Origin of the sequence: Pseudomonas sp. SG20056 (assembly GCF_031764535.1) — a bacterium.
In the GTDB taxonomy this organism is placed as follows: Bacteria; Pseudomonadota; Gammaproteobacteria; order Pseudomonadales; family Pseudomonadaceae; genus Aquipseudomonas.
This window is the reverse complement of sequence record NZ_CP134499.1, coordinates 1,675,204-1,702,157: the sequence shown is the minus strand read 5'-3', so window position 1 is coordinate 1,702,157 and position 26,954 is coordinate 1,675,204. Positions and strand designations below refer to the sequence as shown.

Sequence of the window (26,954 nt, the reverse complement as noted above, 5' to 3'; positions counted from 1 at the left end):
CAAGCTCAACAAGGCTCCCGGCCTGCCTATCTAAACTGGAGCCGATCCTCACTTACCGCCCCGGAGCCCACACCACCATGTCCTGGAAAAATACCGAATCGCGCTACGGTAGCCTGTCCATCGCCCTGCATTGGCTGATGCTGATTCTGATTGTCGGCGTCTACGCCTGTATCGAACTCAAAGGCAATTTCCCCAAAGGCAGCGATACGCGCGAGCTGCTCAAGCAGTGGCACTTTATGCTCGGCCTCGCAGTCTTCGCACTAGTCTGGCTACGCTTGCTGGCGCGTGTAATAGCGCCGACGCCGACCATCCAACCCGCACTGCCCAGCTGGCAAGCCATACCGGCAAAACTGATGCACCTGGCACTCTACGGCCTGATGATCGGCGCACCGCTGGCCGGCTGGTTGATCCTCAGCGCAGCAGGCAAACCCATCCCATTCTTTGGCCTGGAGTTACCACCACTGGTCGACAAGAACCCGGATCTGGCCGGCACTGTAAAGGAATGGCATGAACTGGCCGGCAGCGCCGGATACTGGTTGATCGGCCTACACGCCATCGCTGGGTTGCTCCACCATTTTGTCGTGCGCGACAACACCTTGACGCGCATGCTGCCAAGCAAGCAGTCCTGACGTCGCCAGGCAATCAGCTCCACCCTTATCAAGGCGACGCTCAGCGCTGGTCAATTGCCAGCGTCGCCGCTAGAATTGCGCACTTTTTGATCAGAGGCGCGTCAAGCGCCCAGCATCCATCCGTACACGCCTGAGGTTAACGCCATGTCCACCCCCGCCACGCCGAAAGTCGGCTTTGTATCACTCGGTTGCCCCAAGGCGCTGGTGGACTCCGAGCGCATCCTGACCCAGCTGCGCATGGAAGGTTATGAAGTGGTGTCGACCTATCAGGACGCCGACGTGGTGGTGGTCAATACCTGCGGCTTTATCGACAGCGCCAAAGCCGAATCCCTGGAAGTGATCGGCGAAGCGATCAAAGAAAATGGCAAGGTGATCGTCACTGGCTGCATGGGCGTGGAAGAAGGCAGCATCCGTGACGTACACCCCAGCGTGCTCTCGGTCACCGGCCCGCAGCAGTACGAGCAAGTGGTCAACGCCGTGCATGAAGTCGTGCCGCCGCGCCAGGACCACAACCCGCTGATCGACCTGGTGCCGCCACAGGGCATCAAGCTCACCCCGCGCCACTATGCCTACCTAAAGATCTCCGAAGGCTGCAACCACAGCTGCAGCTTCTGCATCATCCCGTCGATGCGCGGCAAGCTGGTCAGCCGCCCGGTTGGCGAAGTACTCAGCGAAGCCGAGCGCCTGGTCAAAGCCGGCGTCAAAGAGCTGCTGGTGATTTCTCAGGACACCAGCGCCTATGGCGTGGACATGAAATACAAGACCGACTTCTGGAACGGCCAGCCGGTGAAAACCCGCATGACCGAACTCTGCGAAGCACTCTCCAGCATGGGCGTGTGGGTGCGCCTGCACTACGTCTACCCCTACCCGCACGTTGACGAACTGATCCCACTGATGGCAGCCGGCAAAATCCTGCCGTACTTGGATATCCCTTTCCAGCACGCCAGCCCGCGCGTACTCAAACTGATGAAGCGCCCAGCCTTCGAAGACAAGACTCTGGCGCGGATCAAAGCCTGGCGCGAGATCTGCCCGGAACTGACCATCCGCTCGACCTTTATCGTCGGTTTCCCCGGGGAAACCGAGGAAGACTTCCAGTACCTGCTCGACTGGCTGACCGAAGCGCAGCTCGACCGCGTCGGCTGCTTCCAGTACTCACCGGTAGAGGGCGCCCCGGCCAACCTGCTCGACAACCCGGTACCCGATGACGTCAAGCAGGATCGCTGGGACCGTTTTATGGCCCACCAGCAAGCCATCAGCACCGCCCGCCTGCAACTCAAGGTCGGCAAGGAGATGGACGTGCTGATTGATGAAGTCGACGACCAAGGCGCCGTTGCCCGCTGCTACGCCGATGCGCCAGAGATCGACGGCAGCGTGTTTATCGCCAGCACCGAGGTCAATCCGGGCGACAAGGTGCGCGTGCGCATCATCGACGCCGACGAATACGACATGTGGGCCGAGCTGATCTAAGCGTCACGCAGCTACGTGAACCACCCCAAAGCCCCGCCTCGTGCGGGGCTTTTGTTAGTGCCTCAACAGGGATCAACGAACAACGCTGCCTACTAGATACGATCAAGCGGGCTAAGCACACCCAGAGCACCACGATTGAGCACATGGGTATAAATCTGAGTCGTCTTCACATCCGCGTGACCGAGCAACTCCTGCACAGTACGAATGTCCTGACCAGCCTCGAGCAGATGAGTCGCGAACGAATGACGAAATGTGTGTGGCGTTGCCGGCTTAATCAAACCTGCGCGCCTTACCGCCTCGCGTACCGCACGCTGAATGGTTTTCTCATGCACATGATGGCGAAAGATGCCCTGGGAACGCGGATCCTGCGAACGATTGCCTGACGGAAAGACAAATTGCCAACCCCATTCCGCCGCCGCATTCGGATACTTGCGCGCCAACGCAAACGGCAAATTGGCGCGACCAAAACCCTCCGACAGATCGGTACGATGCAAAACAGCGACTTTCTGAAGATGCTCCTGCAAGGGCAAGATCAAACGCTGCGGTAACATGGTCACCCGGTCCTTCTGCCCCTTGCCATCACGCACCAGCAATTCACCCCGGGCAAAATCGATATCCTTGACCCGCAGCCGCAAAGCCTCCAGCAAGCGCAGCCCGGCACCATAAAGCAGATTGGCCACCAGCCACTGCACACCCGACAACTCATCCAACACCCGCGCCACCTCATCACGGGCCAGCACAACAGGTAGATGCTTGGGCTTCTTGGCACGAACGATGTCATCCAGCCAAGGCAAGTTAACCCCCAAAACCTGCTTATAAAGAAACAACAGCGCCGCCAACGCCTGATTCTGCGTGGAGCCTGATACATTCCGGTCGACAGCCAAATGACTCAAAAACGCCTCAATCTCCGCAGCCCCCATTTCAGCGGGATGCCGATAACGATGAAAACGTATATAACGCTTCACCCACTCGGCATAGACAGCCTCGGTACGAATCGAATAGTTTCTCAAACGAATCTGCTGGCGCACCTGCCCCAGCAATTTTGGCTTGCCGTCATCCATGTCGTGTTGCTCCCTGGGTAATGTCGCGTTTGTCACGACCTACTCCAAGCTAGACAAGGACTTGCAGAACGACAAGGAACGTTATCAGACACCCTCTAGGGGTTTTATGCGACAGGAATGTCGTCTAATTATAGTTATAAGGCTAAGGAGAGTCTGCGGTGTACCTGAAAACAGTTAACACTGTTGCCGTAAGCATTATTGCTGCCGTCATTATTTTTTATGCTGGTGTCTTTTCAAATTCATTCAGTCAAAACATGTGCTATTCCGAAATCTTGTCAAGGCTCGGCTCTGGTGCGGAAATCGTTGCGAAAACTGAAAACCGCGAAGAATTTAAAAATTGGGCAAAAATTATAAATAACATACCTAACCACGGCTACGAATCCGATTGCAAAGAAATACTAAAATACCTCAACACCAAAATATTGCATGCGAAATAGCCGTATAACAATGCGCTCAAATCGCTCACTTCGTTCGCTGGGACGGGCTAAAGCCCGCCCCTTAGCTTAATCGTTATAGGAATCACTCTGTCTCTATGCACAACGCAATAAAAAAATATGCACCAATACTTTTCCTCAGCACAGCCATTGTGTCGGGCTTAAATTACTTTGCGTATCAAGCCATTATAAAAATCGCCCATGCACAAACTGGCACCATACCAATAAATCTGATTTCAGAAATTATTACCACAGTTGCAACTCATCTTATTGTTCTGTCAGTGCTGCCATTAGCCCTGTCTGCAAAAAATAGAACGCTTACCGCTTACGTGGCTCTGATCATCCTAGGCGGAATTTATATAACCTATATGACTGGAATAAATGCGGCGGGACCAGCAATAACCATTGTCGCTTTTGGCTATTTGGCCTTTTACGGCTACTCAAAGGCCAAAGGCATTTACAGCTACTACCGAACCAAATAGAAAACGTGTTGACTTCCTATAACAACTGGTTCAAACCGTTCGCTTCGCTCACTGGGACGGGCTAAAGCCCGCCCCTTAACCAAACGTTATGTGCCGGTGCCTCATGAACCGACTTGCGCTTTATTCAATATTCATATTCTTTGCCACACTAGCTTCAGGTTGCAAATCAACATATAAAAACATAAGCGCCGAGCCTGATTTCTTGCAATATATCGGGAAAACATACGTGCTCAAAAACAACATGAGCATTCACGGCATCAATCTTCCTCCAGGCTACAGCTCTAGAATTGACACTTACATGATTAGCAAGCTATATGAAGTTCATCACAAGGCACCTGAAGAAGTAACATTTGCTGTACTTCCCAAAGGGTCAACTATTACCATTATCGAAGTCCATGAGTGCACAAACTGTCTGTCATTTCAAAAGCTCCGCGAGGCGTATACAACCACCGAGGACTTCGAGAAAGCAGTAGATGTTCCTATATCCATTCCAATGCATGAAATAGAATCTAAAGAAAATGTTACGCCAATCAAGTAAACACATAACATATGGTTCAAGGCCGCTCGCTTCGCTCGCTCGGGACCGGCTAAAGCCGGCCCCTTAACCAAACGTTAGGCTCTGTATGGAAACTTTGAGTATCGCTCTGTCATTATGGAAGCTTGGGCTTGTAAGCTCAGAAGAACTAATCGCGTGGGTTGATGCTCACATTGGAGTATCCAACAATCCCGACGAGGCTCTAGTCCAGCTATCACTCGACGGCCCCGATGCTTGTCTTAAACGACCAATTTATGAATTTCCTTATAGGCCAATAGAGCTTACGTTTACCGAAGAATTTGGCTTGCGAGTATCAGCGCTTAATATCCAATCTGAGTTTGAGGTTAACAATTTTATTAAGTGGGCGACTGTTAAATGTATGGGCGAAAACCTTGACGACCCAATAGTCATATTTTGCTACCAGCTTGAGGATTGCTGCACTCTCGAAGCACAAGTAGCCTTTCTGCACAATGAGCTTCCTTCGTTAAAACCCAGAAGTATGTCTATTGCCTATTCTTTCTATGCAAGCGTATCTAGCCTGACGCCTCAGAACGAGCGCACGACATGAACTGCCTAACAACTGGTTCAAACCGTTCGCTTCGCTCACTGGGACGGGCTAAAGCCCGCCCCTTAACCAAACGTTAGGTTCCACATATGAAAATACGCGTTGTCCTTTCTGTAGCTTTAGCAGCGCTAATATTTGCATCATGCTTTGCTGGCTATTATGTTGGAGTAAAATATTCACAAGACGCATTTGAAGAAATATATCTTGACGATTCGAGTATGAACTTAGCCTACGAGGCCAAGCATGACTTTTATATGCTTAAAGCACACGCCGACCACAAACTCGATTTAGCACTTAATCTTGCTCAGGAGAGATATTACAGTCGCATCGTTCTCGCAGCTGACTTCTTAGAGAAGCGCCCGAATCAAAAATTCAGCACAGCACTCAGTACCCAAATCGAAGAAGCGATAGCTTTTTATAAAGAACAACCTTTTAAATTTTCCTCCGAGGAAATGCAAAGAAAATGGGATGCTCTATTATATAAATCTGCGCAAGAACCTAACTAGTGGTTCAAATCGTTCGCTGCGCTCACTGGGACGGGCTAAAGCCCGCCCCTTAACCAAACGTTAGGCAAATCACATGAGCTGCATACTTCGATTCTGGGGCAAAGAGTTCGACCCCAAAGAAGCAATTCAGAGTGTCCCTATTGTTGCGGACAAAATCTGGATTATTGGCGAGCGGCGTTTTCCTGAAAGTCAGACAATGCTGAAATTGCACAATAGCTCTGGCGTAAATTTTCTCGTCAGCAACGCAGATTTTTCAGAAATCCAAACACAGATAGAAAGTGCCGTTAATTTTCTATCTATGCACCACTCGTGGCTGGAGCGCTTATCATCAAGCCCAGGTTTAGAAGGTGCAGTCATAGACTTCGGTGCAGAAATAACAAATCCATTTTCTCAAAGTTACAGTTTTCCACCTGCTTTACTGTTAGCGCTAGGAAAATCTAATATAACGCTCGGCCTCTCTGTTTATCCGTGTGACGACGGAGAATCCGAGAAAGCCTAACAACTGGTTCAAGTCGTTCGCTTCGCTCACTGCGGGACCGGCTAAAGCCGGCCCCTTAACCAAACGTTAGAAGCCATAGGTAAATATCTGTGTTTGCATACATATGCCTCGGCACAAACAATCTTAATGGCGCAATTAAATTCTATGACGCAGCACTTGCCCCGCTAGGCCTCAATAGATGCAACACAGGTGACGAACCGAATTGGGAAGGTTGGGCCGGTTGGGGCACCTATGAGGCAGGAGGGGTACAAGAACTTGCACTCTGGGTATGCACGCCTTTCAACGCAAACACTGCAACTTCTGGCAACGGCACAATGGTTGCTCTTCGTGCCAATACTTGGGAAGAAGTCCAAAATTTCTACGTAGCAGCAATTGAGAACGGTGGCACATCTGAAGGAGAACCAGCACTACGGCCGCAGTACGCTAGCGATTTTTATGCCGCTTATGTCCGCGACCCAGATGGCAACAAAATTGCTGCAGTATGCAGAACTATTAGGCAGCCTAAGTAACCGCTCAAAAAGCAGTTCCGCGTAAGGCTTCTAACATATGGTTCAAGCCGTTCGCTTCGCTCACTCGGGACGGGCTAAAGCCCGCCCCTTAACCAAACGTTAGGCAAACAATGCAAATTAGCGCTCGGCATGCACTAAAGATTACATTAAGGTTTTTATTAATTGGGCCGCCAATTGGGGCGCTACTGATTTCACTGCCTTTAATTTTCTATATGAATGAGAGAATTTTGTTTTTCCTGCTCATGGCAATTCCAGGGTCTTACATTTTTGGTTCTCTTCCTGCGATATTTTCTGGAGTATCATTCGGCTTGGCATCCCAGATATATCAGCCAAGGAGCACAATTTTAATTTCCGTATTTTTTGGCACTGCAATAGCTGCGGTAATTGGCCACTTATTCTTTAAAAGTATTGCTCTACCATTTACATTTGTGGCCTTAATAAGCAGTGTTGTTATGGCAATAATCGCTAATGTTAAGTTTTCTAAGCTCGCCTAACAACTGGTTCAAACCGTTCGCTTCGCTCACTGGGACGGGCTAACGCCCGCCCCTTAACCAAACGTTAGGCCCCAAAGGGATAACCTAGTGATTCCACAATCCTGCCTTCTCATTGAGACCAAAAAATTCCCGATTCTCGACGGAGAAGATAAGGAAATCACTAACGAGCGCATGTATGGAAAGGCACTCTGCCAATACCTGGAAACTGAGCTTCCTAAAGCAGGAATTAACGTTCCTTTCTTTTGCAACGAAGATTGGGGTTGGTGGCTTGAAGTTGTTTGCAACGACTTCAAAATGGCGCTGTGCATTTATTCAGACCCAGACGCACATGAAACCCCCGAGAGGTATGCACTAATGCCTTCTATACAAAAAGCTAAAAAGTGGTCTTGGTCAAAATTCCGAAATATTGATTCAACCAAGGATGTATTGGAAATAATTAATATCGTTGAGCACGTTCTCAAAAGCGACGGGGATATTCCCGTTGTAACTAGGCACGATGAATATCCCTTATAGCGCCTATTCTTGAGGCCTAACAACTGGTTCAAACCGTTCGCTTCGCTCACTGGGACGGGCTAAAGCCCGCCCCTTAACCAAACGTTAGGCTTCAAGGGCAAAAATGCGCGTTGAAATCACACATCACATAGATTCCTCAGAGCAAGACGCTGATGGCTTTTACGATTGGTATTACGAGTATTATTTGTATAGTTTTGTTGATGGCGACACAGAGCTAGTCGCTCGAAGTTACACTACAGATCAAGATAAAGCCCAAATAATTAGCATTAAACGGAATGGAATAAGAGCTTCGCTAACTAGCAAGGACATGCAGCTATCTATTGTTTCTGAAGCAGTACAACACCTCCGTTCTGCAGGAAAAATTGAAATATCTTGGCTTAGCGAAGCTGGTTATATTCCGCTATAACTGCGGCCTAACAACTGGTTCAAACCGCTCGCTTCGCTCACTGGGACGGGCTAAAGCCCGCCCCTTAACCAAACGTTAGGCTCTTACAAGAAAGGTTCAGATGCGCTCATACGACGGTGTTGACTATCAATACATAAGCAATGACGTTGAGAAGGAAAAAGCCGTTGGTATCATCGCGAATCTCATCGGCTTTCGGCCTAAAACAGACGGTTTGATCTATTCATTAAAATTTTATTCTGGCGGTACAGGAATTGATGATCGCCTTGCTATCAGCTGCTTATTCGATAACTCCAACTGGCCTGCCATGGTTCAGCGGCTGCGGCTTAAGCGTGTCAGTGAAATAGCTGTTGATCCAATCTGGGAAGAGGATTTTCGGTGGCTAGTTGATGCAGCAGAAACCGAAGGACCGCTTGAAGAACACTGCTACAGGTTTATCAACGCTGAGAAGCATGACTTCCAGCATGTGGCTGATGACCGATGCGAGGTGTTTTTCTCCAACGAGAGCAACGTAAATTCATGGTGTGCTGTGTGGTATGCCAACGACCATTTGAACTACCTGAGCTTCGATCAAGGTTAACTCTTTTGCTCGGCATCACGAGTCGCAACAGCGCCTAACAAGTGGTTCAAATCGTTCGCTTCGCTCACTGGGACGGGCTAAAGCCCGCCCCTTAACCAAACGTTAGGAATATGCATGGAAAGCGCCAACCATCCAACGACTTACGCAGTTATTATTATCATTATCACTATGCTAGTTACTAGTGTAATTCAATGGACTTTCTTACTTAGACTTAAAAAATCACATACAGAACAATGGCTTCATGCAGGTAGTCCGACAATCTGGAGCGATCAAAGTATTTTAAGTGCATGGCCCACAATTAAATACCTACAACAAAAAATATACTTATCATCTGAAAACATGTCAGGCATAAATTTTTGCAATCAATTCAGGTCGCCAATGCTTATAGGCTATTGGCTTACAGTAATCGTTATTTGTTGCTGTCTTGTTGTAGCTATTATTTATGGGGTTCCTCAATCGTGGAAACAATAAATTCCTAACAAATGGTTCAAATCGTTCGCTTCGCTCACTGGGACGGGCTAAAGCCCGCCCCTTAACCAAACGTTAGGCACACAAAGCAAAGGACTGCGTACGCATGGGAAATCGCGGAATCAATAGTTCAAAACCGTGTGTTTCCCATCAAAGGAATTTGGCGTATTTGAAATCGCGGGCGGCGCAAAAAATTTTGTTACGCAATTGCCTTGTACGTCAGTCATTACATCGTGCCGGCGCTGAGGCGCTCCAAAATTGCGGAGCAGAAAAGCACATGAAACAGCACAACAGCATGCAGAAGCCATTTAAAGCAAAAGCACTGTTGGCTATCGCGGCGCAACCACTTGCAACGCCCGGCTCAAGTCCGCGCCTAACAAATGGTTCAAAACGTTCGCTCCGCTCACTGGGACGGGCTAAAGCCCGCCCCTTAACCAAACGCTAACCCACGGCAATGACCAAACAACTGACGTCGGTTCCAACACACAAACCCTGTCGAATATTCGCAGGCCTATTGTTATCAATGCTATTGCTCCCGCTGGCCCGCTCAGCATCCCCCGTAGGCACAATCACCAGAGTCCACGTGCAAAAACAGGGAATCGGCCCACCGTCTGAAGGCTGCGCCAAGTTCGTGATCAGTCAGGCTCAGGTACAGGCCTTCTTTGCGCGGCAATGCTTATTTCCGCACGTCAGCAGCATGACTTTTTTCTCTACGGCCCCTGCACTGCACGTGGCACGCTGGAAAGCCGCTATGGCTAATGGCACTGGGTTATCCGCAATCTGGGTACCGCTACTCTAATAGCGAGCAATGGCGACACTTTCCTCTTGAGCGCCCCTGACCAAGAGTCGGATCTATCCGGTGAATAACTCAACTCAAACAATCACCTCAAGCACGGCCTGCGCAACTATTCGCAGTTCAACGAGCACTGTCACACGCCCTTGCTATGCTTTTGCCCGTCGATCACGTACGAGTGGTTGCGTTGATCGCTGTTCTACCCCTTCCCTTTTATCTGATGGAGGCCGCCATGGCTGGTTGGTATGAACTTTCGAAGAACGATAAAGGCCAGTTCTTTTTCGTGCTGAAGGCAGGCAATGCCGAGGTGATTTTGCGCAGTGAGCAGTACGAAACTCGCGCGGCTGCCGAAGGTGGCATTGCTTCGGTGCAGAAAAACTCGCCCGCCGATGAGCGTTACGAGCGTAAGGATGCCAGTGATGGACGCTTTTACTTCAACCTCAAGGCGGCCAACCATCAGGTGATTGGCACTAGCCAGATGTACAAGGCGGCGGCCAGCCGTGAGGGCGGTATTGAGTCGGTCAAGACCAATGGTCCAACCACGACCATCAAGACTGATGCCTAACCCTTAGGGCACTTCAGTCAGCAGGCTTTGCCGCCCTAGCTGCTGTGCCCGACGCGGTTGAATATGCCGTCACCATTGGCGGCATGCCCTTGTGATACGCCAGGGGCCTAGGTAACGTGAGCGCACTTTTCAGGAGTGCCACGATGCGTTTCAGCCGCCCGTTTTGCTTTGCCTTGTTGCCACTGCTCGCCAGCTGCCAGGTGTTTACCGATAAACCCGCCGAGCCGGTGATCGAGCAGACGCGCATGCAGGGCGAGCTCAGCCTGAACGCGGGCCAATTGCTGTTTCGCCCCTGCCAGGAACAACGTCAATTTATCCTCAAGGAAGACAGCGCCGCCGAGCTGAGCAGCGATGCCAGCACGCTGTTCGCTGACGGCCACACCACGCTGTATGTCGATATGCGCGGCCAGCTACAGGCCAATGCGCAGAAAGGTGTCGATGGCCAATTCGTGCCGAGCCAGGTGTACCGGGTACAGGCTGAAGGCCATGGCTGCACAGATATCAACTTTGCCCGCACCCTCCTGCGTGCCAGCGGCCACGAGCCGGACTGGAATATCGCGGTAAGCAATCAGGGCCTGATCCTCAATCGGCCCGGCCAGGAGCCACAGGCGCTGCCGTACCTGGAAGAGCAATTGCCCGAAGGCCGCCTCAACCTGAGCAGTGAAGCCAACGGCCAACGCCTTGATTTGTGGGTTGCCCGCCAGCGCTGCGTCGACGGCATGAGTGGCGCGGTGCAGCACCTGAGCGCCGAGCTACGCCTTAATGGTGAAATCTTGCGGGGCTGTGCCTACCTGGGCGGCGCGCGCAACGATTAGCAATCAGATAACTGAGATAGATCAGCCGAGCGGCAGACGATTGGCCTAAGCTGCAAGGGAAGACAGCCAAAGGGATATCGTTATGCTGCGTATTGCTATCAATGGATATGGACGTATCGGTCGCTGCCTGGTGCGCGCGTTGTTCGAGCGCAAACTGGAGCAGCAGATCCACCTCACCGCGATCAATGACCTGGGTGAGCAGAGCACCCTCGCCCACCTCACCCGCTTCGACTCCACTTTCGGCCGCTTTCCTGGCGATATCAGCCTGGACGGCGACACCTTGCGGGTAAACGGCCACCCTATCCAACTGCTGCGTGAGCGTGAGGTGACTAATCTGCCTTGGCGGGAGCATGCGGTGGATCTGGTGCTCGAATGCACCGGCAAGCTGAAAAAACGCGCCCAGGTCGAACAGCACATCAGCGCCGGCAGCCCGAGGGTGCTGCTGTCGCATCCGCTGGACAGTGCCGACCTGACCGTGGTCTACGGCGTCAACCACCAGCTGCTGGGCGATCAGCAGATCGTTTCCAACGCCTCCTGCACCACTAACTGCCTGGCGCCGATGGCCAAGGTACTGCACGAAGCCGTGGGCATTCGTCAGGGCCTGGTCAACACTATCCACTCCTACACCAATGACCAGAACCTGCTGGACAAGACCCACAGCGATCTTTACCGCGCCCGTGCCGCCGCGCTGTCGATGATCCCCACCAGCACCGGTGCGGCCAAAGCCATCGGCCTGGTCATGCCGGAGCTGATCGGCCGCCTGGATGGGCTGTCGATACGCGTACCAACGCCCAATGTGTCGCTGGTCGACCTGACCTTTACCAGCGAACGCCCGACCAGCCGTGAAGCGATCAACGCCGCGCTAAAAGCCGGCGCTTTGCAATTGCCGCCGGGGGTTATGGAGTGCAACGAGCTGGCACTGGTGTCCAGCGACTTCAACGGCTACCCGGTGTCCTGCGTGGTCGACCTCAGCCACACCCGCGTGCAGGGCGATCTGGTCAAGGTCTTGGCCTGGTATGACAACGAGTGGGCCTTCGCCAACCGCATGCTCGACGTGATGCTGGCTTGGGTAAAGCCTGAGGTGCGCTAGCACTATGGGTTGAGCGCGCCCCATGACGGGCCGCTGCCGTTTATCGGCAGCGGCCTTTAACCACTGATCAGGCGTATAATCGTCGCCTTTTAAAAGCTGCCGGGTTGCCTCCGGCCCTGAAAGTGGATCGTCCCTCATGCTTCGTATCACCGAACTCAAGCTGCCCCTCGACCATCCCGACGAGGCCCTGCGCCCGGCCATCGTCCAGCGCCTGGGGATTGCCGACAGCGAGCTGCTTGGCTTCACCCTGTTCAAGCGCAGCTACGATGCGCGCAAGAAATCCACTGAAATGCACTTCATCTACACACTCGACTGCGAGCTGCGCGATGAAGCGGCGCTGCTAAGCAAGTTCAGCGATGACCGGCATATCAGCATCACCCCGGATACCGCCTACAAACCAGTCGGCATGGCGCCCGAGAACCTCGCCGAGCGTCCGCTGGTAGTCGGCTTTGGCCCGTGCGGGATTTTTGCCGCATTGATCCTCGCCCAAGCCGGACTCAAGCCCATCGTGCTGGAACGCGGCACCGAAGTGCGCCAGCGCACCAAGGACACCTGGGGCCTGTGGCGCAAGAAGGTGCTCAACCCCGAGTCCAATGTACAGTTCGGCGAAGGCGGTGCCGGCACCTTCTCCGACGGCAAGTTGTACAGCCAGATCAAAGACCCCAAGCATTACGGGCGCAAGGTGCTGCAGGAGTTCGTCAAAGCCGGCGCGCCAGAGGAAATTCTCTACGTCAGCAAGCCACATATCGGCACCTTCCGCCTCACCGGCGTGGTCGCCACCATGCGCGAGGAAATCAAGGCGCTGGGCGGCGAAGTGCGTTTTCAGCAGCGCGTCAGCGATGTGCTGATCGAGGATGGCCAGCTCAAAGGCGTGGTGCTCGACAGCGGCGAGCAGATTCTCAGCCGCCAGGTGATCCTGGCCCTGGGCCACAGCTCGCGTGACACTTTCCGCATGCTGCACAAACGTGAAGTATTTATGGAAGCCAAGCCGTTCTCGGTGGGCTTTCGTATCGAGCACCCGCAAGGGCTGATCGACCGCGCACGCCTCGGTAAATATGCCGGCCATCCCAAGCTCGGCGCTGCAGACTACAAACTGGTGCACCACGCCAAGAACGGCCGCTCGGTCTACAGCTTCTGCATGTGCCCTGGCGGCACCGTGGTTGCGGCCACCTCGGAGCCGAACCGCGTGGTGACCAACGGCATGAGCCAGTACTCACGTAACGAACGCAACGCCAACGCCGGCATCGTCGTCGGCATCACCCCAGAGCAGGATTACCCAGGCGGCCCACTGGCCGGGGTGGAATTGCAGGAGCGTTTGGAGTCTCAGGCCTATCTGCTCGGCGGCAGCACCTACGAAGCGCCGGGGCAACTGGTTGGCGACTTTATCGCGGGCAAACCATCGAGCGCGCTGGGTAGTGTTGAGCCCTCGTACAAGCCGGGTATCAAGCTGGGCGATCTGGCCCTAGCCCTACCTGACTTCGCCATCGAAGCGATCCGCGAAGCGCTGCCGGCCTTCGGCAAACAGATCAAAGGCTTCGACCTGCATGACGCGGTACTCACCGGCATCGAAACCCGCACCTCCTCGCCGCTGCGTATTACCCGTGGCGCGGATATGCAGAGCCTCAACGTTCGCGGCCTGTACCCGGCTGGTGAAGGTGCCGGCTACGCCGGCGGCATTCTCTCTGCCGGGGTGGATGGCATTCGTGTGGCCGAAGCGCTGATTCGCGACATGCTGGGGATTGCCGAACCGGCCTAAGAGGTCACCCATATGCTGCCTGTAAGCCAGGCAGCATATGGACTACAGCTTGACCAACTCGACCCGACGATTCTTCGCCCGTCCTTCTTCGCTGCGGTTGTCCGCCACTGGCCGTTCCTGGCCGAAGCCCGCAGCAGTCAGCCGCTGCGCCTCGATACCCGCAGCGACTATGGCGTTCATCACGCTCTGCGCGCGCTGTTCGGACAACAGCTTGTTAGCCTCGGCATGGCCCTGGCTGTCGGTATGGCCCTCGATGGCCAGACGCAGCGCCGGCGCGGCTTTCAGCATGCTGACAATCTCCACCACGGTGGCCTGGCCATCGGCCTTGAGCTCGGCTTTGCCGGTGTCGAAATTGATATACAGGGCGATAAAGCCGTTGCGGTTGAGTTCATCGAGCAACAGGTTGGCGCTGACCACCTGCTGCATGGCCGCCACTTCGACGATCACCAGCTTGTAGCTCTGGGTTGGTGCGCTGAAGATTTCCGGTTCCAGGCGCACCCACACCTCCTTGCCGCCAGTCGAGACCTTCAGCGTGGTTTCGCCGCCATCGCCGTCCTGCGGCAGACGCTCGTAAACCACTTCGCCGCCGATCGACTTGATCGCGTTCTGGTAGTTACGCAGCAGCTGCAGCGGGCTCGGCTGGTTATCTACCGCGTTGTGGAAATAGCGAATCTGCGTGGCATCACCTTCCACGGTCTGGCGCTGTGGCACGCCGTCCTGAGTGCCGGTGGCGAACTGCGCGGCGTTGTAGTTCTGCTCGTACTCGACGATATGCGAGTTCGGGTAGCGTGACAGCAGCGGATGGTCCTTCGACCCCGCCGTATCATCGGCTGCCAGCACCGGTACGCTCAGCCAAACGGCTGACCACAGCAGCATGTGCAAGCAGCTGCGCACAGTTCCCATGGCATTTCTCCTGCTGCATTCGGGGCGCGGTGTACGCCCACCCACAGCAGTGACTCTAGACCAGCCGCTACCGAGCAGCCGCCTATAACCCTGCCGTGGGCAAGTCAGCCGGCAAAGCGACGCCGCGTTCGGCGCAATCCGCTACCACGGCGATTAACCCAGTCAGATCGAAACCCTGAGCGCTGAGCCATGCCTGATCGTAGTAGGTGTCAGCATAGCGCTCGCCGCCATCGCAAAGAATCGCCACCACCGAACCGGATTCGCCCGCCGCGACCATCCGCTGCGCCACAAGCAGCGCGCCAATCAGATTGGTGCCGCTGGAGCCACCCACTTTGCGACCCAGGCGCTGGGCCAGATAATGCATGGCCGCCAGAGACAAGGCATCCGGCACCTTGCACATGGCATCAATCACTGACGGCAGAAAGGACGCCTCGACCCGTGGCCGGCCGATGCCTTCGATACGCGAACCGTGGTTCAGGCACAGGCTGGCATCGCCGCTGCGGTAGTAATCGAAAAACACCGAACGCTCGGCATCGGCGCACAAAACCTGAGTGCTGTGGCGGCGATAGCGCACATAGCGCCCCAGGGTCGCCAGGGTGCCACCAGTGCCGGGACTGGAAACCAGCCAGCTCGGCTCGGGAAAGCGCTCGCTGCGCAGCTGCTGGAAAATCGATTCGGCGATATTGTTATTGGCGCGCCAATCGGTGGCGCGCTCGGCGTAGGTGAACTGATCCATAAAATGCCCGCCGGTCTCGCGCGCCAGGCGCTCGGACTCGGCGTAGATCTGCGTCGGGTCCTGCACCAGATGGCTCTGGCCGCCGTAAAAAGCGATCTGCGCAATCTTCTCCTTCGAGGTGCTGGCCGGCATCACCGCGATAAACGGCAGCCCGAGCAAACGGGCGAAATACGCTTCGGAGATTGCCGTGGAGCCGCTGGAGGCCTCGATCACCGGCGCACCGGGTTTGAGCCAGCCATTGCACAGTGCATAGAGAAACAGCGAACGCGCCAGGCGATGCTTAAGGCTGCCGGTGGGGTGGCTGGACTCATCCTTGAAATACAGCTCAACGCCCGGCAAACCCGGCAGCGCCAGGGGAATCAGGTGGGTATCCGCGCTGCGCTGAAAATCCGCCTCGATGATGCGGATCGCTTCGCGCGCCCAGGTTCTTGACTCGCTCATAGCTTTTCCCCTAATCCAAAACACCAGCCGGTACTACACGCGTCCCGCGCCACTGACTCAGCAATACGCCGGCAAACACCAAGGCTGCAGCCAGCATTTGCATGCCGTTGAGGCTTTCGCCCAATAGCAGTATGGCGAACAGCAGGGTGAACACCGGAATCAGGTTGGTAAAACCCGACGCCTGGCTGGCCGGCAAGCGGCTGACGCCGAAGTTGTACAACCCGTAAGCGCCCACCGTGACCAGAATGCCCAGGTACGCCACCGCGCCCAGGCCCATGGGGCTGACGCTGGTTGGCAACGGCGCGCTGAACCAAGCCAGAGGCAGAAAGAAAACAGTGCCGACAAAAGCCACCATGGCGGTCAGCAAAAAGGGCGAATAGCGCGATGACAGATGCTTGAGCAACAGGGTGTAACCCATGGCGCAGAGCATCGCCAGCAGCTCGTAGAAGTTGCCGAGAATCGGGTTGCTCGCGTGTTCATCGGCGCTACCGGCCAGGCTCAGCCACACCGCACCCACCATCGCGAGCAGAAAACCCATCAGCGTCGTGCGGCTGATCCGTTCACGCAGAAAGACAAACGCTCCCACTGCCACCAACAGCGGCAGCAAAGCCGTGACCATGCCCGCTTGCGCGGCGCTGGTGTGCTGCAGCGCCAGGGCTTCAAAGAGGAAATACAGACAGGGTTCGCAGGCGGCCAGGCCCAGTAGATACTTCCAGTCGCCAGTGCGGTAGTGCATCTGCCCACGCCAGCGCCAGGCCAGCAGAAACACCAGGCTGCCAAGAGCCATGCGGCCGAAGATCACCCACAGCGGCGGCAATTCGGCAAAGGCCAACTTGAGCGCAATAAAGGAACTGCCCCACAGCGCCATGGCGATCACCAGGCAGATGACCGCGATGCCCCTTCCCTGCTCACGCATAACCAAGCCCCTGACTAAAGACTGCAGTGTAGAGAGGCTGGCGCGGCGCCGACAGATACAGTCAGCACCGCGAACTGTGTGGGGTAGTTCGAGACGAGACAACCGTCGCGGCTAAAGCCCCTCCCACAGGAAGCGCGACGCAAGCGGCACCTTATTGTTCCCAGGGTTTACCGCGCGTTTGCTCGTTGATCCGCAACTTCTGCTGCAACGCAGCCTTGGCCAGCATATGGGCGCTGACCGGGGCGGTGATAAACAGAAACAGGGCGATCAGCAGCTCATGCAGGCTGACGCCCTCGCCGCGAAAGCTGAAGTAAATCAGCGAGGCGATCACCATGCCGCCCACACCCAGGGTGCTGGCCTTGGTCGGGCCGTGCAGGCGCATAAAAAAGTCCGGCAGGCGGTACAGGCCGATTGCGCCGATCAGTGCGAACAGGCTGCCGATCAGCAGAAACAGCGCCACCAGCGCTTCGATCCAGAAAGCCATCAGATGCTCCTCATTCGATGATGTCGCCGCGCAGCAAGTACTTGGCCACGGCCACCGTGCCGATAAAGCCCATCACCGCAATCAGCAAGGCCGCTTCAAAATACAGGTCCGAACCCAGCCAGATGCCGAACAGCACCAGCATGGCAATCGCGTTGATATACAGGGTATCCAGGGCCAGGATGCGATCGGGCAGATCCGGGCCGATGATCAGGCGCGCCATGGTCAACATCAGGGCCAGGCCGATAATCACCAGGCACAGCGGAATCACGTAGGCGAGCATGTGAATACCTCCAGCAAGGGTGCTTCGTAGCGCTGTTTGATTTCCGCGACCAAGGCGTCGGCGTCCGGCACATCCAGGCCGTGTACCAGCAACATCTTGCGGTCATCGCTGAGGTCGGCGGACACCGTGCCTGGGGTCAGGGAGATGATGCTGGTGAGCATGGTCAGGGCCAGTTCATCTTCCAGCAGCATGGGAATTTCCACGAAGGCCGGGCGCAGTTTGACGGGCGAGCCGAGAATCAGCTTGGCCACCTGCAGGTTGGCCATGACGATATCGCCGAGGATGCGCAGCAGAAACAGGCACAGCTTGAACGGTTTGTGCACCCGTGGCGGATTGATCCAGAACACCTGGGTCAGCAGCGGAATGGCCCAGCCGAGTAGCGCACCGAGTAGCCAGTGGCCCAGGCTCAGGTCATTCATCAGTAACAGCCAGACCAGCAGCAGGCACAGGCTCAGCAGCGGATGGGGTAACCAGCGACGTGCTTTCATCGTGCAGCTCCCGATTCGATGATTTGCCGGTACAGCGCCAAATCATGCAGTTGGCTGGCGGTAGCCTCGACATAACTCAGCAGCGGCGCGGCACCAACCATCAGTAGCAGGCTGAACAGCAGCAAGCCGGCGCAGGCCAGCAGCCGGCCGTAATCCAGTTCGGCACTGTCCAGCTGGCTCAAGCCGACGCGCCAGAACAGCATGCTGCCGGCACGGCTGAGGGCCACCAGGGTGAGTAGGCCGCCGCCCAACACCACGGACCACAGCATGAGCGCCTGCAAGCCAGGCTCCAGCGAGCGCAGCAGCAGCAGCTTGCCAATAAACCCGGACAGCGGCGGCAAACCGGCCACGGCAATCGCACCAAAGAAGAACAGGCCGCCGAGCAGGTGCGGGTTCTGCAGCGCCGGACCCTGCACCAGCAACGCTTCTTTAACCCCACGCTGGCGAGCAATCAGATCGGCCAGCAGGAACAACCCGCCAGCCACCCAGGTGCTGTGCACCAGGTAATACAGGGCTGCGGCCAGGGCTTGCTCGGTGCCGATAGCGATACCGGCGAGCAAGGTGCCGACCGACACCACCACCAGATACGCCAGCAACCCCTGCAAGCTGATCGCCGCCAACGCGCCGATCACGCCCAGCGCCAGGGTCAGCAGGGCAATCGGCCAGAGCCAGTCGTTGGCCATATTGGCCAGGCTGCCGGCCTCATCACCAAAGATCAGCGTGTACACGCGGATGATCGAATACAGGCCGACCTTGGTCATGATCGCAAACAGCGCCGCAACCGGCGCAGTGGCCGAGGCATAGGCCTTGGGCAGCCAGAAATACAGCGGCAGAAACGCCGCCTTGAGGCCGAACACCACCAGCAGCAGCAAGCCGGCAGCACCGAGCAGCGCCGCATCATCTGGCCCGGCGGCCGCCACCCGAATGGCCATATCTGCCATGTTCAGAGTGCCGGTGATGCCATACAGCACGCCCACGGCGAGCAGGAAGAACGCCGACCCCACCAGGTTCAGCACCACGTAATGCAGCCCCGCGCGAACCCGCTCTACCCCACCGCCATGCACCAGCAGCGCATAGGAGGCGATCAGCAGGATTTCAAAGAACACGAACAGGTTGAACAGGTCGCCGGTGAGGAAGGCGCCGTTGATGCCCATCAGCTGGAACTGGAACAGCGCATGGAAACTCTGCCCGCGCTCATCGTCGCCCCGCACCGCATACAAGAGGGCAAAGCTGCCAAGCACCGCCGTGACCACCAGCAGCAAGGCGCTCAGCCGATCGAGCAGCAGAATGATGCCGAACGGCGCCGCCCAGTTACCGGCGGCATACACCTGCAGCACGCCCTGATCGGCCAGCCAGAGCAGATAACCGCTCAATGGCAGCAGCAACAGGGTCGCCACCAGTGAAAGGCTGCGTTTGACCCGCAGGCTCAGGCCCGCGCCGAGCAGCAACAGGCTGCCGGCAAACATCGGCAGCAGGATGGGCAGGATCAAGCCGTGATTCATTGCGCAGGCTCCTGGCCATCAACATGGTCGGTCTGGGTTTCGCCAACGCTGCGCAGCGCCAGCACCACCACGAATGCAGTCATGGCAAAGCCGATCACGATGGCGGTCAGCACCAGCGCTTGCGGCAGCGGGTCCGCGTAGGCACTGCCTTTGCCGATCACCGTCACCACGCCGCTCTGCAAGCGGCCCATGGCAAACAGGAACAGGTTGACCGCGTAGGAAATCAGCGTCAGCCCCAGCACCACCGGGAAGGTCCGTGCGCGCAGCAGCAGGTACACACCGCTGGCGGTAAGGATGCCCAGGGTCGCAGCAAATATGGCTTCCATCTCAAAGCACCTCTTGTGCAGCTTTTTCCTGGGTCAGCTTGCCCAGGTTGGCGAGAATCAGCAGGGTCGCGCCGACAACCGTCAGGTACACGCCCAGGTCAAACAACAGCGCCGTGGCCAGTTCGATTTCACCGATCAGCGGGATATGGAAATGACCGAAGGCTGAGGTCAGGAACGGTCGGTCAAACAGCCAGCTGCCCAGCCCCGTCAGGCCAGCAATCATCACGCCGAGGCCGGCCATGCCCTGGTAATTCAGCGGCAGGCGCGACTGCGTCCACTGCACCCCGCTGGCGACGTATTGCAGGATCAGCGCAACGGCCGTTACCAGACCGGCGATAAAGCCGCCGCCCGGCAGGTTGTGGCCACGCAGGAAGATAAACACCGAGACCAGCAGCGCCATCGGCAACAGCACCCGCGACAGAGTGGCGAGAATCAGCGGATGGCGGTCACGCGCCCAACTGCGGCCCTGCGCGTCGACCTTCGGCTGGAACAGGCGCAGGCCGTCGAGCAGCGCGAAGATGCCGACGGCGGCAATCGCCAGCACGGTGACCTCGCCCATGGTATCGAAGCCGCGGAAGTCCACCAGAATCACGTTGACCACGTTGGTGCCGCCGCCGCCCGGCACGCTGTTCTCCAGGAAGAACGCCGAAATACTGTCGTATGGGCGTGTCAGCACGGCGAACACCAGCATCGCCACCATCACCCCGCTGCCCACCGCCAGGGTGAAATCGCGCAGGCCGCGCAGGCTGCTGGACTCGATGCGGGTATGCGCCGGCAGGAAGAACAGCGCAAGCATCAGCAGAATAATGGTCACCACCTCTACCGACAGCTGGGTCAGGGCCAGATCCGGCGCCGAATAGCGGGCGAAGGCCAGTGCCACCATCAACCCGACCACGCTAAGCATCAACAGCGAAACCAGGCGCTGACGATGGAACACCACCGTCACCAGCGCGGACAGGGCCATGATGCCCAGGCCCAGGGCGGTGATGCCGTCGATCTCGGTCATCGCTAGCGGCCCGCTGATCTGCGGCAACGAACTCAGCCCTTGCGTCACTACCAAGAGTGCCGCAGCCAACAGCAACGCCAGATAACGCTGCAGTGAAGCGTTTTCCAGCCACTGGGTGAACACCGCACACAGCTTCACCAGCACCTGCACAGCCTGCTCAAACAGCAGCTTGGCATCCACACTCGGCAGCCCGGCATACCAGCGAAATAGAGGCTGACGGAACACGTACACTAGAATCCCGCCGAACAGGGCGATAAAACTCATCAGCAGCGGCAAGTTGAAACCGTGCCAGATCGCCAGGCTGTAACTCGGCACTTCACCGCCCAGGGTTGCCGCAGCGGCTGCGGCAAGCAGTGGCGCTACGGTGTAGGCCGGCACAATCCCGACCAGCAGGCAAAGGAACACCAGAATCTCCACGGGGACTTTCATGTAGCGCGGCGGTTCATGCGGCGGGTAATGCGGCAGGTCGACCGGCTCGCCGTTGAAGAACACGTCGTGGATAAAACGCAGCGAATAGGCCACCGAGAACACCCCAGCCAGGGTTGCCGCCGCCGGAATCACCCAATTGAAGCTGCCCAGCAGGTGCTGATTGAGCGTTTCGGTAAAGAACATTTCCTTGCTCAGGAAGCCGTTGAGCAGCGGCACCCCGGCCATCGCCGAGGCCGCGACCATCGCCAGTACGGCCGTATGCGGCATGTACTTCCACATGCCGTTGATGCGCCGCATATCGCGACTGCCGGTTTCGTGGTCAATAATTCCCGCCGCCATAAACAGCGAAGCCTTGAAGGTGGCGTGGTTGATAATGTGGAACACCGCGGCCACGGCGGCCAAGCGTGTGTCCAATCCGAACAGCAAGGTAATCAGGCCCAGGTGGCTGATGGTCGAATAGGCCAGCAGGCCCTTGAGGTCATGCTGAAACAGCGCCATACCGGCGCCGACCAGCAAGGTCACCAGACCGGTGATGCTGACCAGGTAGAACCACCACTCCGACCCTGCCAGCGCCGGGTACAGACGCGCCAGGAGAAACACCCCGGCCTTGACCATGGTCGCCGAGTGCAAATAGGCCGAGACCGGCGTCGGAGCGGCCATCGCATGGGGCAGCCAGAAATGGAACGGGAACTGCGCCGACTTGGTGAACACGCCCAGCAGCACCAGAATCAGCGCCAGCGGGTACAGCTCATGGGCGCGGATCGCGTAACCGGCAGCCAGCACTTGGGACAACTCGAAGCTGCCGGCGATATGGCCGATCAATAGAATGCCGGCGAATAGCGCCAGGCCACCGCCGCCAGTCACGGCCAGGGCCATGCGCGCGCCTTTGCGGGCATCCGAACGGGCGCCCCAGAAACCGATCAGCAGGAACGACGATAGGCTGGTCAGTTCCCAGAACATCAACATCAGCAGCAGGTTTTCCGAGAGCACCACGCCGAGCATGGCGCCCATGAACAACAGGAGGAAGGCGAAGAAACGTCCCATCGGCTCCTTCTTCGACAGGTAGTAGCGTGCGTAAAGAATGACCAGAAGGCCAATACCGAGAATCAGCAGGGCAAACAGAAAACCCAAACCATCCAGGCGCAGGCTGAGGTTCAGGCCCAAGGCCGGCAACCACTCCAGCTTGACCTTGAGCAGTTCGCCAGCGAACACCGCAGACTGCTGCGAGAGCAGCAATACCAGGGCCGTCAGCGGCGCCACGCCTGCCGCTGCAGCGCAGGCGGAACGACCCAGGCGCTCGGCCAGCAAAGGCAGAAAGATGCCGAGAAATGGCAAGGCGATAATCAGCGCAAGCGTCATAGAAAAACCCCTTAATACGAACCCGGAACGTATCCGTCCCCGGCTGACTCCCTAACCTGCTCACTGGCGTTCAAGCACAGACTTTTACCTGCACTGCAACCCGCGCAAAAGTATTGCACTGCGCGCCGACTAAAGCCCGCCAGCACAAAAGCGTGCGCGATTATCCATAACTATCGGCCGGCCGTCATGGATAGAATTATTACTAAACACTGAGTATTCCGCGAGCTTGCCTGAAAAACCTGCGAAACGCCGATAAACATCTGGTTTATCTGGAAAAAAGACAATAAAAAACCGGATCAGTCAGAACTGATCCGGCTTCCTGACCACTCAGTGAGTAACGCGGCTGGTGCCATTCACGGTCATGATGCGCACACGCTCGCCGACGCGGAAAATCTGATTCTCTTCGACCGCCTGGACGTAGGCACGCATGCTGCCGTCATCCTCCAGCACGGTGATTTCCACGCCCTGGGTACGGGTCAGACCTTCCTCGGTCATCGCCCCCAGTAGACCACCGGCCACTGCACCGATCACTGCGGCCACCGCGCTGCCACGCCCGCCACCGACGCTGCTACCCGCCACACCGCCGATTACCGCACCGGCACCTGCGCCGATCGGGGTTTTCGTGCCTTCGATCTTCACTGGGCGCAACGCTTCGATGGTGCCCATACGCACGGTCTGCACGGTGCGTGCTTCGTCGCGCGAGTAGGTGTCGCCGGTCAGGCTGGAGGCGCAGCCACCCAACAGGGCCAGCGCGGCAAACGAGGCAGCCAACAGAACGGGTTTACGCATGATTGTTTCTCCAGTTAGGCAGGTGCTCATTAAAACGCCTGCGCAGCGCCGCTGTCACCCGCCAATATGCAGCAAAACTTTACCCTAGCTGCAGCGCAGGGCCTCGGCGCGACACTTCACCGCGTGCAAACGCGGCATCCAATCAGCCTAAGCTAAGATTTGGTCTGGGGGATTTATGGATTACTTTATCGTCGCCATCACCAGTATTGCCGGGCTGTACTTCCACTGGTGGTTGTATGTGCGAATCAAACGCTGGATGGATCGCGATCTGGCGCTGTCGCTGGCTGGCGACTCAACGGCCAAACGCAACTATATGCTGGCTCGCCTGGCTGAGGCGCAGGCCGCCGGCATCAAGCGCAGCGACCTGCCCGCCTGGCTGGAGCAAGCCGCCGCGCAGTATTCCGGCGACTGAAACGAATTCAGGGCGCCAGGCGCTCACGCAGCCAGGCGGCGTCCTGCAAACGAAAATTCAGGCGGTCATGCAGGCGACTGGAACGCCCCTGCCAGAACTCGATACGCTCCGGCAGTAGACGATAACCGCCCCAGTGCGGCGGGCAATGTGGCGCACGATCGAGAAAACGCTGCTCGGTTTCTGCCAGCAGGCCTTCCAGCTCGGCACGATCGGCAATCACCTGGCTCTGCGGCGAAGCCCAGGCCCCCAGCCGGCTGCCCAGAGGACGCACCTGAAAGTAGGCATCACACTCTTCGGCACTAACCCGCTCGACGCGCCCCTCGATACGCACCTGCCGCTCCAGGCTGGGCCAGAAGAAGGTCATGGCGGCAAAGGGATTGGCGGCCAGGTGCTGGCCTTTGGCACTGTCGTAGTTGCTGAAGAAGGTGAAGCCGCGCGCATCCAGCCCTTTCAGCAGCAACACCCGGCAATGCGGACGCCCTTCAGCATCGACGGTCGCCAGGGTCATGGCATTGGGCTCGACCGGCAACTGCTCGGTCTTCACTGCATCGGCAAACCATTGCTCGAACAGCGCAAAGGGCTCAAGCGGCGCTTGCGCCTCGCTCAAGCCGTCGCGGGTGTAGTCACGACGCATATCAGCCAGGGTTTGAGTCATCGGCAAATCCTCTCGAACAAGTATTGCCTAGCTTACCCGCGAGCGTTCTATCTGGCTTGATCTGCGGCAACACACCGCTGCCTGGCGGCTACTGGCGGAGTGTCTTACTGGCTGCTGGCTGGCTTATCAGCCTTGGCTACGGTTTTCGCACTCTTGTCAGCGGCAGGCTTGGCAGCGGCTACCGCAGCAGCGGGTGCCGGTGCAGGTTGGCTGTACTTGGAGATCAGCGCGTTGAGGGTGGCTTTCGAGGTCAGGAGGATTTCCACCCGGCGGTTCAACGCACGGCCTTGCTGACTGTCGTTGGCGGCACGCGGCATGTCCGAACCCAGGCCTTTAACCATCAGACGGTTCTGCTTGAGACCGCTGAGGCGGAAAATCGAGGTGAACGCTCGAGCGCGCTGGTGGCTCAACTCACGGTTGGCACTTACTTCACCGCTGCTGTCGGCGTGGCCGAGAATCAGCACACCGATGGTTTCATCGCTTTCCAGCAGCTTGGCCATGCGGCTCAGCGGGCCGAGGGTGGTTGGCAGCATCATGTGGGGACGGTCCGGGTTGAACGACCCCTGCACCGGTGCAGTGACGACTAGCAGGTTTTCGCGGCGCTCGAACTCGAAATGGGTACCTTTGATCGCTTCACGCACCTTCGGCTCGTACACATCCAACCAGGCCTGAGTGACTGCTGGTGGCGGCATTGGCACCACTTTCGGCGCTGGCTTTTCGGATTTTTCGAAAAGGCTGCAACCGCTGATCAGTACACACAGAGCGATGGCGAGAGATTTATTGGCGAGCATCGGGTATCCACACGTGATGAGCAAAAAAGAAACCGGTCAGTGGCCCGCTCAGACGGCCGGCCATGCCATGTTGCGCAGCAGTTTAGCCGAGCTGGCTATAAACAATCAGCCAATAGACGCGCAAGTTTCTGCGCACGGGGGTCCATCAAGACGAACGGTCCTAGGTTGTTGGTGACAAAACCGAAGGCAACATCTCGCTCCGGGTCGGCAAAGCCAATGGAACCGCCGGCTCCAGGGTGGCCAAAGGCGCGCGGCCCCATGCCATAGGTGGCGTTGGCAACCTCGGGCTGATCCAGCATGCAGCCCAGACCGAAGCGGGTGCGGGTCAGCAGGGTCTTGTCTTCGCCCACTGCATGTTCACGGGTCAGCTCAGCCAGCAACTCGCTTTCCAGCAACTGACCATCCAGCAGACCGCTGTAAAAACCGGCCAGACTACGGGCATTGCCATGGCCATTCGCTGCAGGCTGCTGCATGCGTCGCCACTCAGGTTTATTGGTACTGGTCATGATCGACGGCGGGTTGGTAAAGGCCCGCGTACTCATGGCTGCCGGTTCGCTCATCATGGTCTTGAGCAAGCGCTGGGCAGCCGCATCGCCAAAGTTGCCCTTGCCACGGGAGATGACTGCCACCCGGTCGAACTCTTCATCGGCCAGACCGACATGAAAATCCAGACCCAGTGGTTTGGCCGTGCGCGCGACGATGGACTCGCCCGGCCCGAGCCCTTCAACCCGGCGCAACACTTCACCCACCAGCCAGCCATAGGTAATCGGCGCGTAACCATGGCCCTCACCCAGAGCCCACCAGGGCTGCTCGGCAGCCAGCGCCGTGGTCATCGCCTGCCAGTCGTATAAGGCTTCGGCCGGCAACATCTCGCGCAAGGCTGGCAGCCCGGCCTGATGGCTGAGCAAGTGGCGCAGGGTGATCTTGTCCTTGCCGGCGGCGGCGAACTCGGGCCAGTAGCGCGCGACCGGTGCATCCAGTTCGAGCTTACCCTCGCCCACCAGTTGCAGCGCGGTAACTGCAGTAAAGGTCTTGGTGCAGGAAAACAGGTTAAGAATGGTGTCGCTGTGCCAGGCCTGCTGACCATCCTTGTCGGCAACCCCGGCCCACAGATCCACTACGGTTTCGCCGCCGATTTGCACGCAGAGGGCCATGCCGCGCTCTTGCGGCTCATCGAACAGTGCCGCAAAAGCGTCTCTCAGCGCTTCGAACTTGAGGTCGAAATAACCCTGTATCTGCACCACCCTGCCCCCTTTTTATACTCGGCCAAATG

The 26,954-nt window shown here is 57.1% G+C and carries 31 protein-coding genes; 17 read left to right on the top strand and 14 right to left on the bottom strand.

Annotated features, from left to right (window positions below):
- The first annotated feature begins 77 nt into the window (after nucleotides 1–77).
- Together RHP75_RS08170 and rimO are read left to right on the top strand one after the other, a co-directional pair.
- Entirely contained in the window at nucleotides 78–629 is a 552-nt protein-coding gene (locus RHP75_RS08170; RefSeq protein ID WP_311091307.1) for a cytochrome b, read from the top strand.
- Nucleotides 630–773: 144 nt separating this feature from the next.
- Nucleotides 774–2,096 carry a 30S ribosomal protein S12 methylthiotransferase RimO gene (gene rimO / locus RHP75_RS08165; protein WP_311091306.1) on the top strand — a complete coding sequence of 441 codons (1,323 nt, stop codon included), beginning with the start codon at nucleotides 774–776 and terminating at the stop codon, nucleotides 2,094–2,096.
- Between the two features lie 92 nt (nucleotides 2,097–2,188).
- Here the strand turns inward: rimO and RHP75_RS08160 are convergent, their stop codons facing one another.
- Nucleotides 2,189–3,157 (bottom strand): integron integrase, encoded by a 969-nt coding sequence (locus RHP75_RS08160; RefSeq protein ID WP_311091304.1) that lies wholly within the window; start codon nucleotides 3,155–3,157, stop codon nucleotides 2,189–2,191.
- Nucleotides 3,158–3,315: 158 nt separating this feature from the next.
- Here RHP75_RS08160 and RHP75_RS08155 point away from each other — a divergent pair, with 158 nt between their 5' ends.
- The 14 genes from RHP75_RS08155 (at nucleotide 3,316) to RHP75_RS08090 (ending at nucleotide 14,164) form a co-directional block, all read left to right on the top strand.
- The gene (locus tag RHP75_RS08155) at nucleotides 3,316–3,594 is read left to right on the top strand and encodes a hypothetical protein (protein WP_311091303.1); all 279 of its coding nucleotides are present in this window, start codon (nucleotides 3,316–3,318) and stop codon (nucleotides 3,592–3,594) included.
- 95 nt (nucleotides 3,595–3,689) lie between these two features.
- The gene (locus tag RHP75_RS08150; RefSeq protein ID WP_311091302.1) at nucleotides 3,690–4,073 is read left to right on the top strand and encodes a hypothetical protein; all 384 of its coding nucleotides are present in this window, start codon (nucleotides 3,690–3,692) and stop codon (nucleotides 4,071–4,073) included.
- A 103-nt stretch (nucleotides 4,074–4,176) separates the two neighbouring features.
- A complete protein-coding gene (locus tag RHP75_RS08145; protein ID WP_311091301.1) occupies nucleotides 4,177–4,611 on the top strand; it encodes a hypothetical protein in 435 nt (144 codons plus the stop codon).
- Nucleotides 4,612–5,262: 651 nt separating this feature from the next.
- Nucleotides 5,263–5,679, top strand: a complete 417-nt coding sequence (locus RHP75_RS08140; protein ID WP_311091300.1) for a hypothetical protein — start codon at nucleotides 5,263–5,265, stop codon at nucleotides 5,677–5,679.
- Between the two features lie 73 nt (nucleotides 5,680–5,752).
- A complete protein-coding gene (locus RHP75_RS08135; RefSeq protein ID WP_311091299.1) occupies nucleotides 5,753–6,178 on the top strand; it encodes a hypothetical protein in 426 nt (141 codons plus the stop codon).
- A gap of 89 nt (nucleotides 6,179–6,267) precedes the next feature.
- A complete protein-coding gene (locus tag RHP75_RS08130; protein ID WP_311091298.1) occupies nucleotides 6,268–6,687 on the top strand; it encodes a VOC family protein in 420 nt (139 codons plus the stop codon).
- A gap of 581 nt (nucleotides 6,688–7,268) precedes the next feature.
- Nucleotides 7,269–7,694, top strand: coding sequence for a hypothetical protein (locus RHP75_RS08125; RefSeq protein ID WP_311091297.1), 426 nt, complete (start codon nucleotides 7,269–7,271; stop codon nucleotides 7,692–7,694).
- A 103-nt stretch (nucleotides 7,695–7,797) separates the two neighbouring features.
- The gene (locus tag RHP75_RS08120; protein WP_311091296.1) at nucleotides 7,798–8,100 is read left to right on the top strand and encodes a hypothetical protein; all 303 of its coding nucleotides are present in this window, start codon (nucleotides 7,798–7,800) and stop codon (nucleotides 8,098–8,100) included.
- Nucleotides 8,101–8,200: 100 nt separating this feature from the next.
- Entirely contained in the window at nucleotides 8,201–8,677 is a 477-nt protein-coding gene (locus RHP75_RS08115; RefSeq protein ID WP_311091294.1) for a hypothetical protein, read from the top strand.
- Nucleotides 8,678–8,791: 114 nt separating this feature from the next.
- Nucleotides 8,792–9,148 carry a hypothetical protein gene (locus tag RHP75_RS08110; protein ID WP_311091292.1) on the top strand — a complete coding sequence of 119 codons (357 nt, stop codon included), beginning with the start codon at nucleotides 8,792–8,794 and terminating at the stop codon, nucleotides 9,146–9,148.
- A 1,022-nt stretch (nucleotides 9,149–10,170) separates the two neighbouring features.
- Complete coding sequence (locus RHP75_RS08105) at nucleotides 10,171–10,503, top strand: YegP family protein (RefSeq protein WP_311091290.1); 333 nt, start codon at nucleotides 10,171–10,173, stop codon at nucleotides 10,501–10,503.
- A gap of 143 nt (nucleotides 10,504–10,646) precedes the next feature.
- Entirely contained in the window at nucleotides 10,647–11,318 is a 672-nt protein-coding gene (locus RHP75_RS08100) for a hypothetical protein (RefSeq protein ID WP_311091289.1), read from the top strand.
- An 82-nt stretch (nucleotides 11,319–11,400) separates the two neighbouring features.
- Complete coding sequence (gap, locus tag RHP75_RS08095; RefSeq protein ID WP_311091288.1) at nucleotides 11,401–12,408, top strand: type I glyceraldehyde-3-phosphate dehydrogenase; 1,008 nt, start codon at nucleotides 11,401–11,403, stop codon at nucleotides 12,406–12,408.
- A gap of 136 nt (nucleotides 12,409–12,544) precedes the next feature.
- Complete coding sequence (locus tag RHP75_RS08090; RefSeq protein ID WP_311091287.1) at nucleotides 12,545–14,164, top strand: NAD(P)/FAD-dependent oxidoreductase; 1,620 nt, start codon at nucleotides 12,545–12,547, stop codon at nucleotides 14,162–14,164.
- Nucleotides 14,165–14,206: 42 nt separating this feature from the next.
- Here RHP75_RS08090 and RHP75_RS08085 read toward each other — a convergent pair whose 3' ends face one another.
- From RHP75_RS08085 to RHP75_RS08040, 10 genes are all read right to left on the bottom strand, one after another.
- Nucleotides 14,207–15,067 carry an OmpA family protein gene (locus tag RHP75_RS08085; protein WP_311091285.1) on the bottom strand — a complete coding sequence of 287 codons (861 nt, stop codon included), beginning with the start codon at nucleotides 15,065–15,067 and terminating at the stop codon, nucleotides 14,207–14,209.
- A gap of 82 nt (nucleotides 15,068–15,149) precedes the next feature.
- Nucleotides 15,150–16,244: a PLP-dependent cysteine synthase family protein gene (locus RHP75_RS08080; RefSeq protein ID WP_311091283.1), complete on the bottom strand. Its 1,095-nt coding sequence runs from the start codon at nucleotides 16,242–16,244 to the stop codon at nucleotides 15,150–15,152.
- Between the two features lie 10 nt (nucleotides 16,245–16,254).
- Nucleotides 16,255–17,160 carry a DMT family transporter gene (locus RHP75_RS08075; RefSeq protein WP_311091282.1) on the bottom strand — a complete coding sequence of 302 codons (906 nt, stop codon included), beginning with the start codon at nucleotides 17,158–17,160 and terminating at the stop codon, nucleotides 16,255–16,257.
- Nucleotides 17,161–17,311: 151 nt separating this feature from the next.
- Entirely contained in the window at nucleotides 17,312–17,644 is a 333-nt protein-coding gene (locus RHP75_RS08070; protein ID WP_257779688.1) for a Na+/H+ antiporter subunit G, read from the bottom strand.
- Between the two features lie 10 nt (nucleotides 17,645–17,654).
- Nucleotides 17,655–17,924 carry a K+/H+ antiporter subunit F gene (locus RHP75_RS08065; protein WP_311091281.1) on the bottom strand — a complete coding sequence of 90 codons (270 nt, stop codon included), beginning with the start codon at nucleotides 17,922–17,924 and terminating at the stop codon, nucleotides 17,655–17,657.
- Nucleotides 17,909–18,412, bottom strand: a complete 504-nt coding sequence (locus RHP75_RS08060) for a Na+/H+ antiporter subunit E (protein WP_311091279.1) — start codon at nucleotides 18,410–18,412, stop codon at nucleotides 17,909–17,911. The genes RHP75_RS08065 and RHP75_RS08060 overlap by 16 nt, the downstream gene beginning before the upstream one ends.
- A complete protein-coding gene (locus tag RHP75_RS08055; protein WP_311091278.1) occupies nucleotides 18,409–19,914 on the bottom strand; it encodes a monovalent cation/H+ antiporter subunit D in 1,506 nt (501 codons plus the stop codon). Before RHP75_RS08055 ends, RHP75_RS08060 begins: the two co-directional genes overlap by 4 nt.
- The gene (locus RHP75_RS08050; RefSeq protein WP_310286413.1) at nucleotides 19,911–20,240 is read right to left on the bottom strand and encodes a Na+/H+ antiporter subunit C; all 330 of its coding nucleotides are present in this window, start codon (nucleotides 20,238–20,240) and stop codon (nucleotides 19,911–19,913) included. Before RHP75_RS08050 ends, RHP75_RS08055 begins: the two co-directional genes overlap by 4 nt.
- A 1-nt stretch (nucleotide 20,241) precedes the next feature.
- A complete protein-coding gene (locus tag RHP75_RS08045; protein ID WP_311091277.1) occupies nucleotides 20,242–23,034 on the bottom strand; it encodes a monovalent cation/H+ antiporter subunit A in 2,793 nt (930 codons plus the stop codon).
- A 327-nt stretch (nucleotides 23,035–23,361) separates the two neighbouring features.
- On the bottom strand, nucleotides 23,362–23,823 hold the full coding sequence (locus RHP75_RS08040) for a glycine zipper domain-containing protein (RefSeq protein WP_311091276.1): 462 nt from the start codon (nucleotides 23,821–23,823) through the stop codon (nucleotides 23,362–23,364).
- Nucleotides 23,824–23,998: 175 nt separating this feature from the next.
- Between RHP75_RS08040 and RHP75_RS08035 the strand changes: the two genes are divergently transcribed.
- Nucleotides 23,999–24,235, top strand: a complete 237-nt coding sequence (locus tag RHP75_RS08035) for a hypothetical protein (RefSeq protein ID WP_311091275.1) — start codon at nucleotides 23,999–24,001, stop codon at nucleotides 24,233–24,235.
- A 7-nt stretch (nucleotides 24,236–24,242) separates the two neighbouring features.
- Here the strand turns inward: RHP75_RS08035 and pdxH are convergent, their stop codons facing one another.
- From pdxH to RHP75_RS08020, 3 genes are all read right to left on the bottom strand, one after another.
- Nucleotides 24,243–24,890 carry a pyridoxamine 5'-phosphate oxidase gene (gene pdxH / locus RHP75_RS08030; RefSeq protein WP_311091274.1) on the bottom strand — a complete coding sequence of 216 codons (648 nt, stop codon included), beginning with the start codon at nucleotides 24,888–24,890 and terminating at the stop codon, nucleotides 24,243–24,245.
- Nucleotides 24,891–24,994: 104 nt separating this feature from the next.
- Nucleotides 24,995–25,681, bottom strand: coding sequence for an OmpA family protein (locus RHP75_RS08025; RefSeq protein ID WP_409079713.1), 687 nt, complete (start codon nucleotides 25,679–25,681; stop codon nucleotides 24,995–24,997).
- Between the two features lie 95 nt (nucleotides 25,682–25,776).
- Nucleotides 25,777–26,922, bottom strand: coding sequence for a serine hydrolase domain-containing protein (locus RHP75_RS08020; RefSeq protein WP_311091273.1), 1,146 nt, complete (start codon nucleotides 26,920–26,922; stop codon nucleotides 25,777–25,779).
- Between the last annotated feature and the right edge of the window lie 32 nt (nucleotides 26,923–26,954).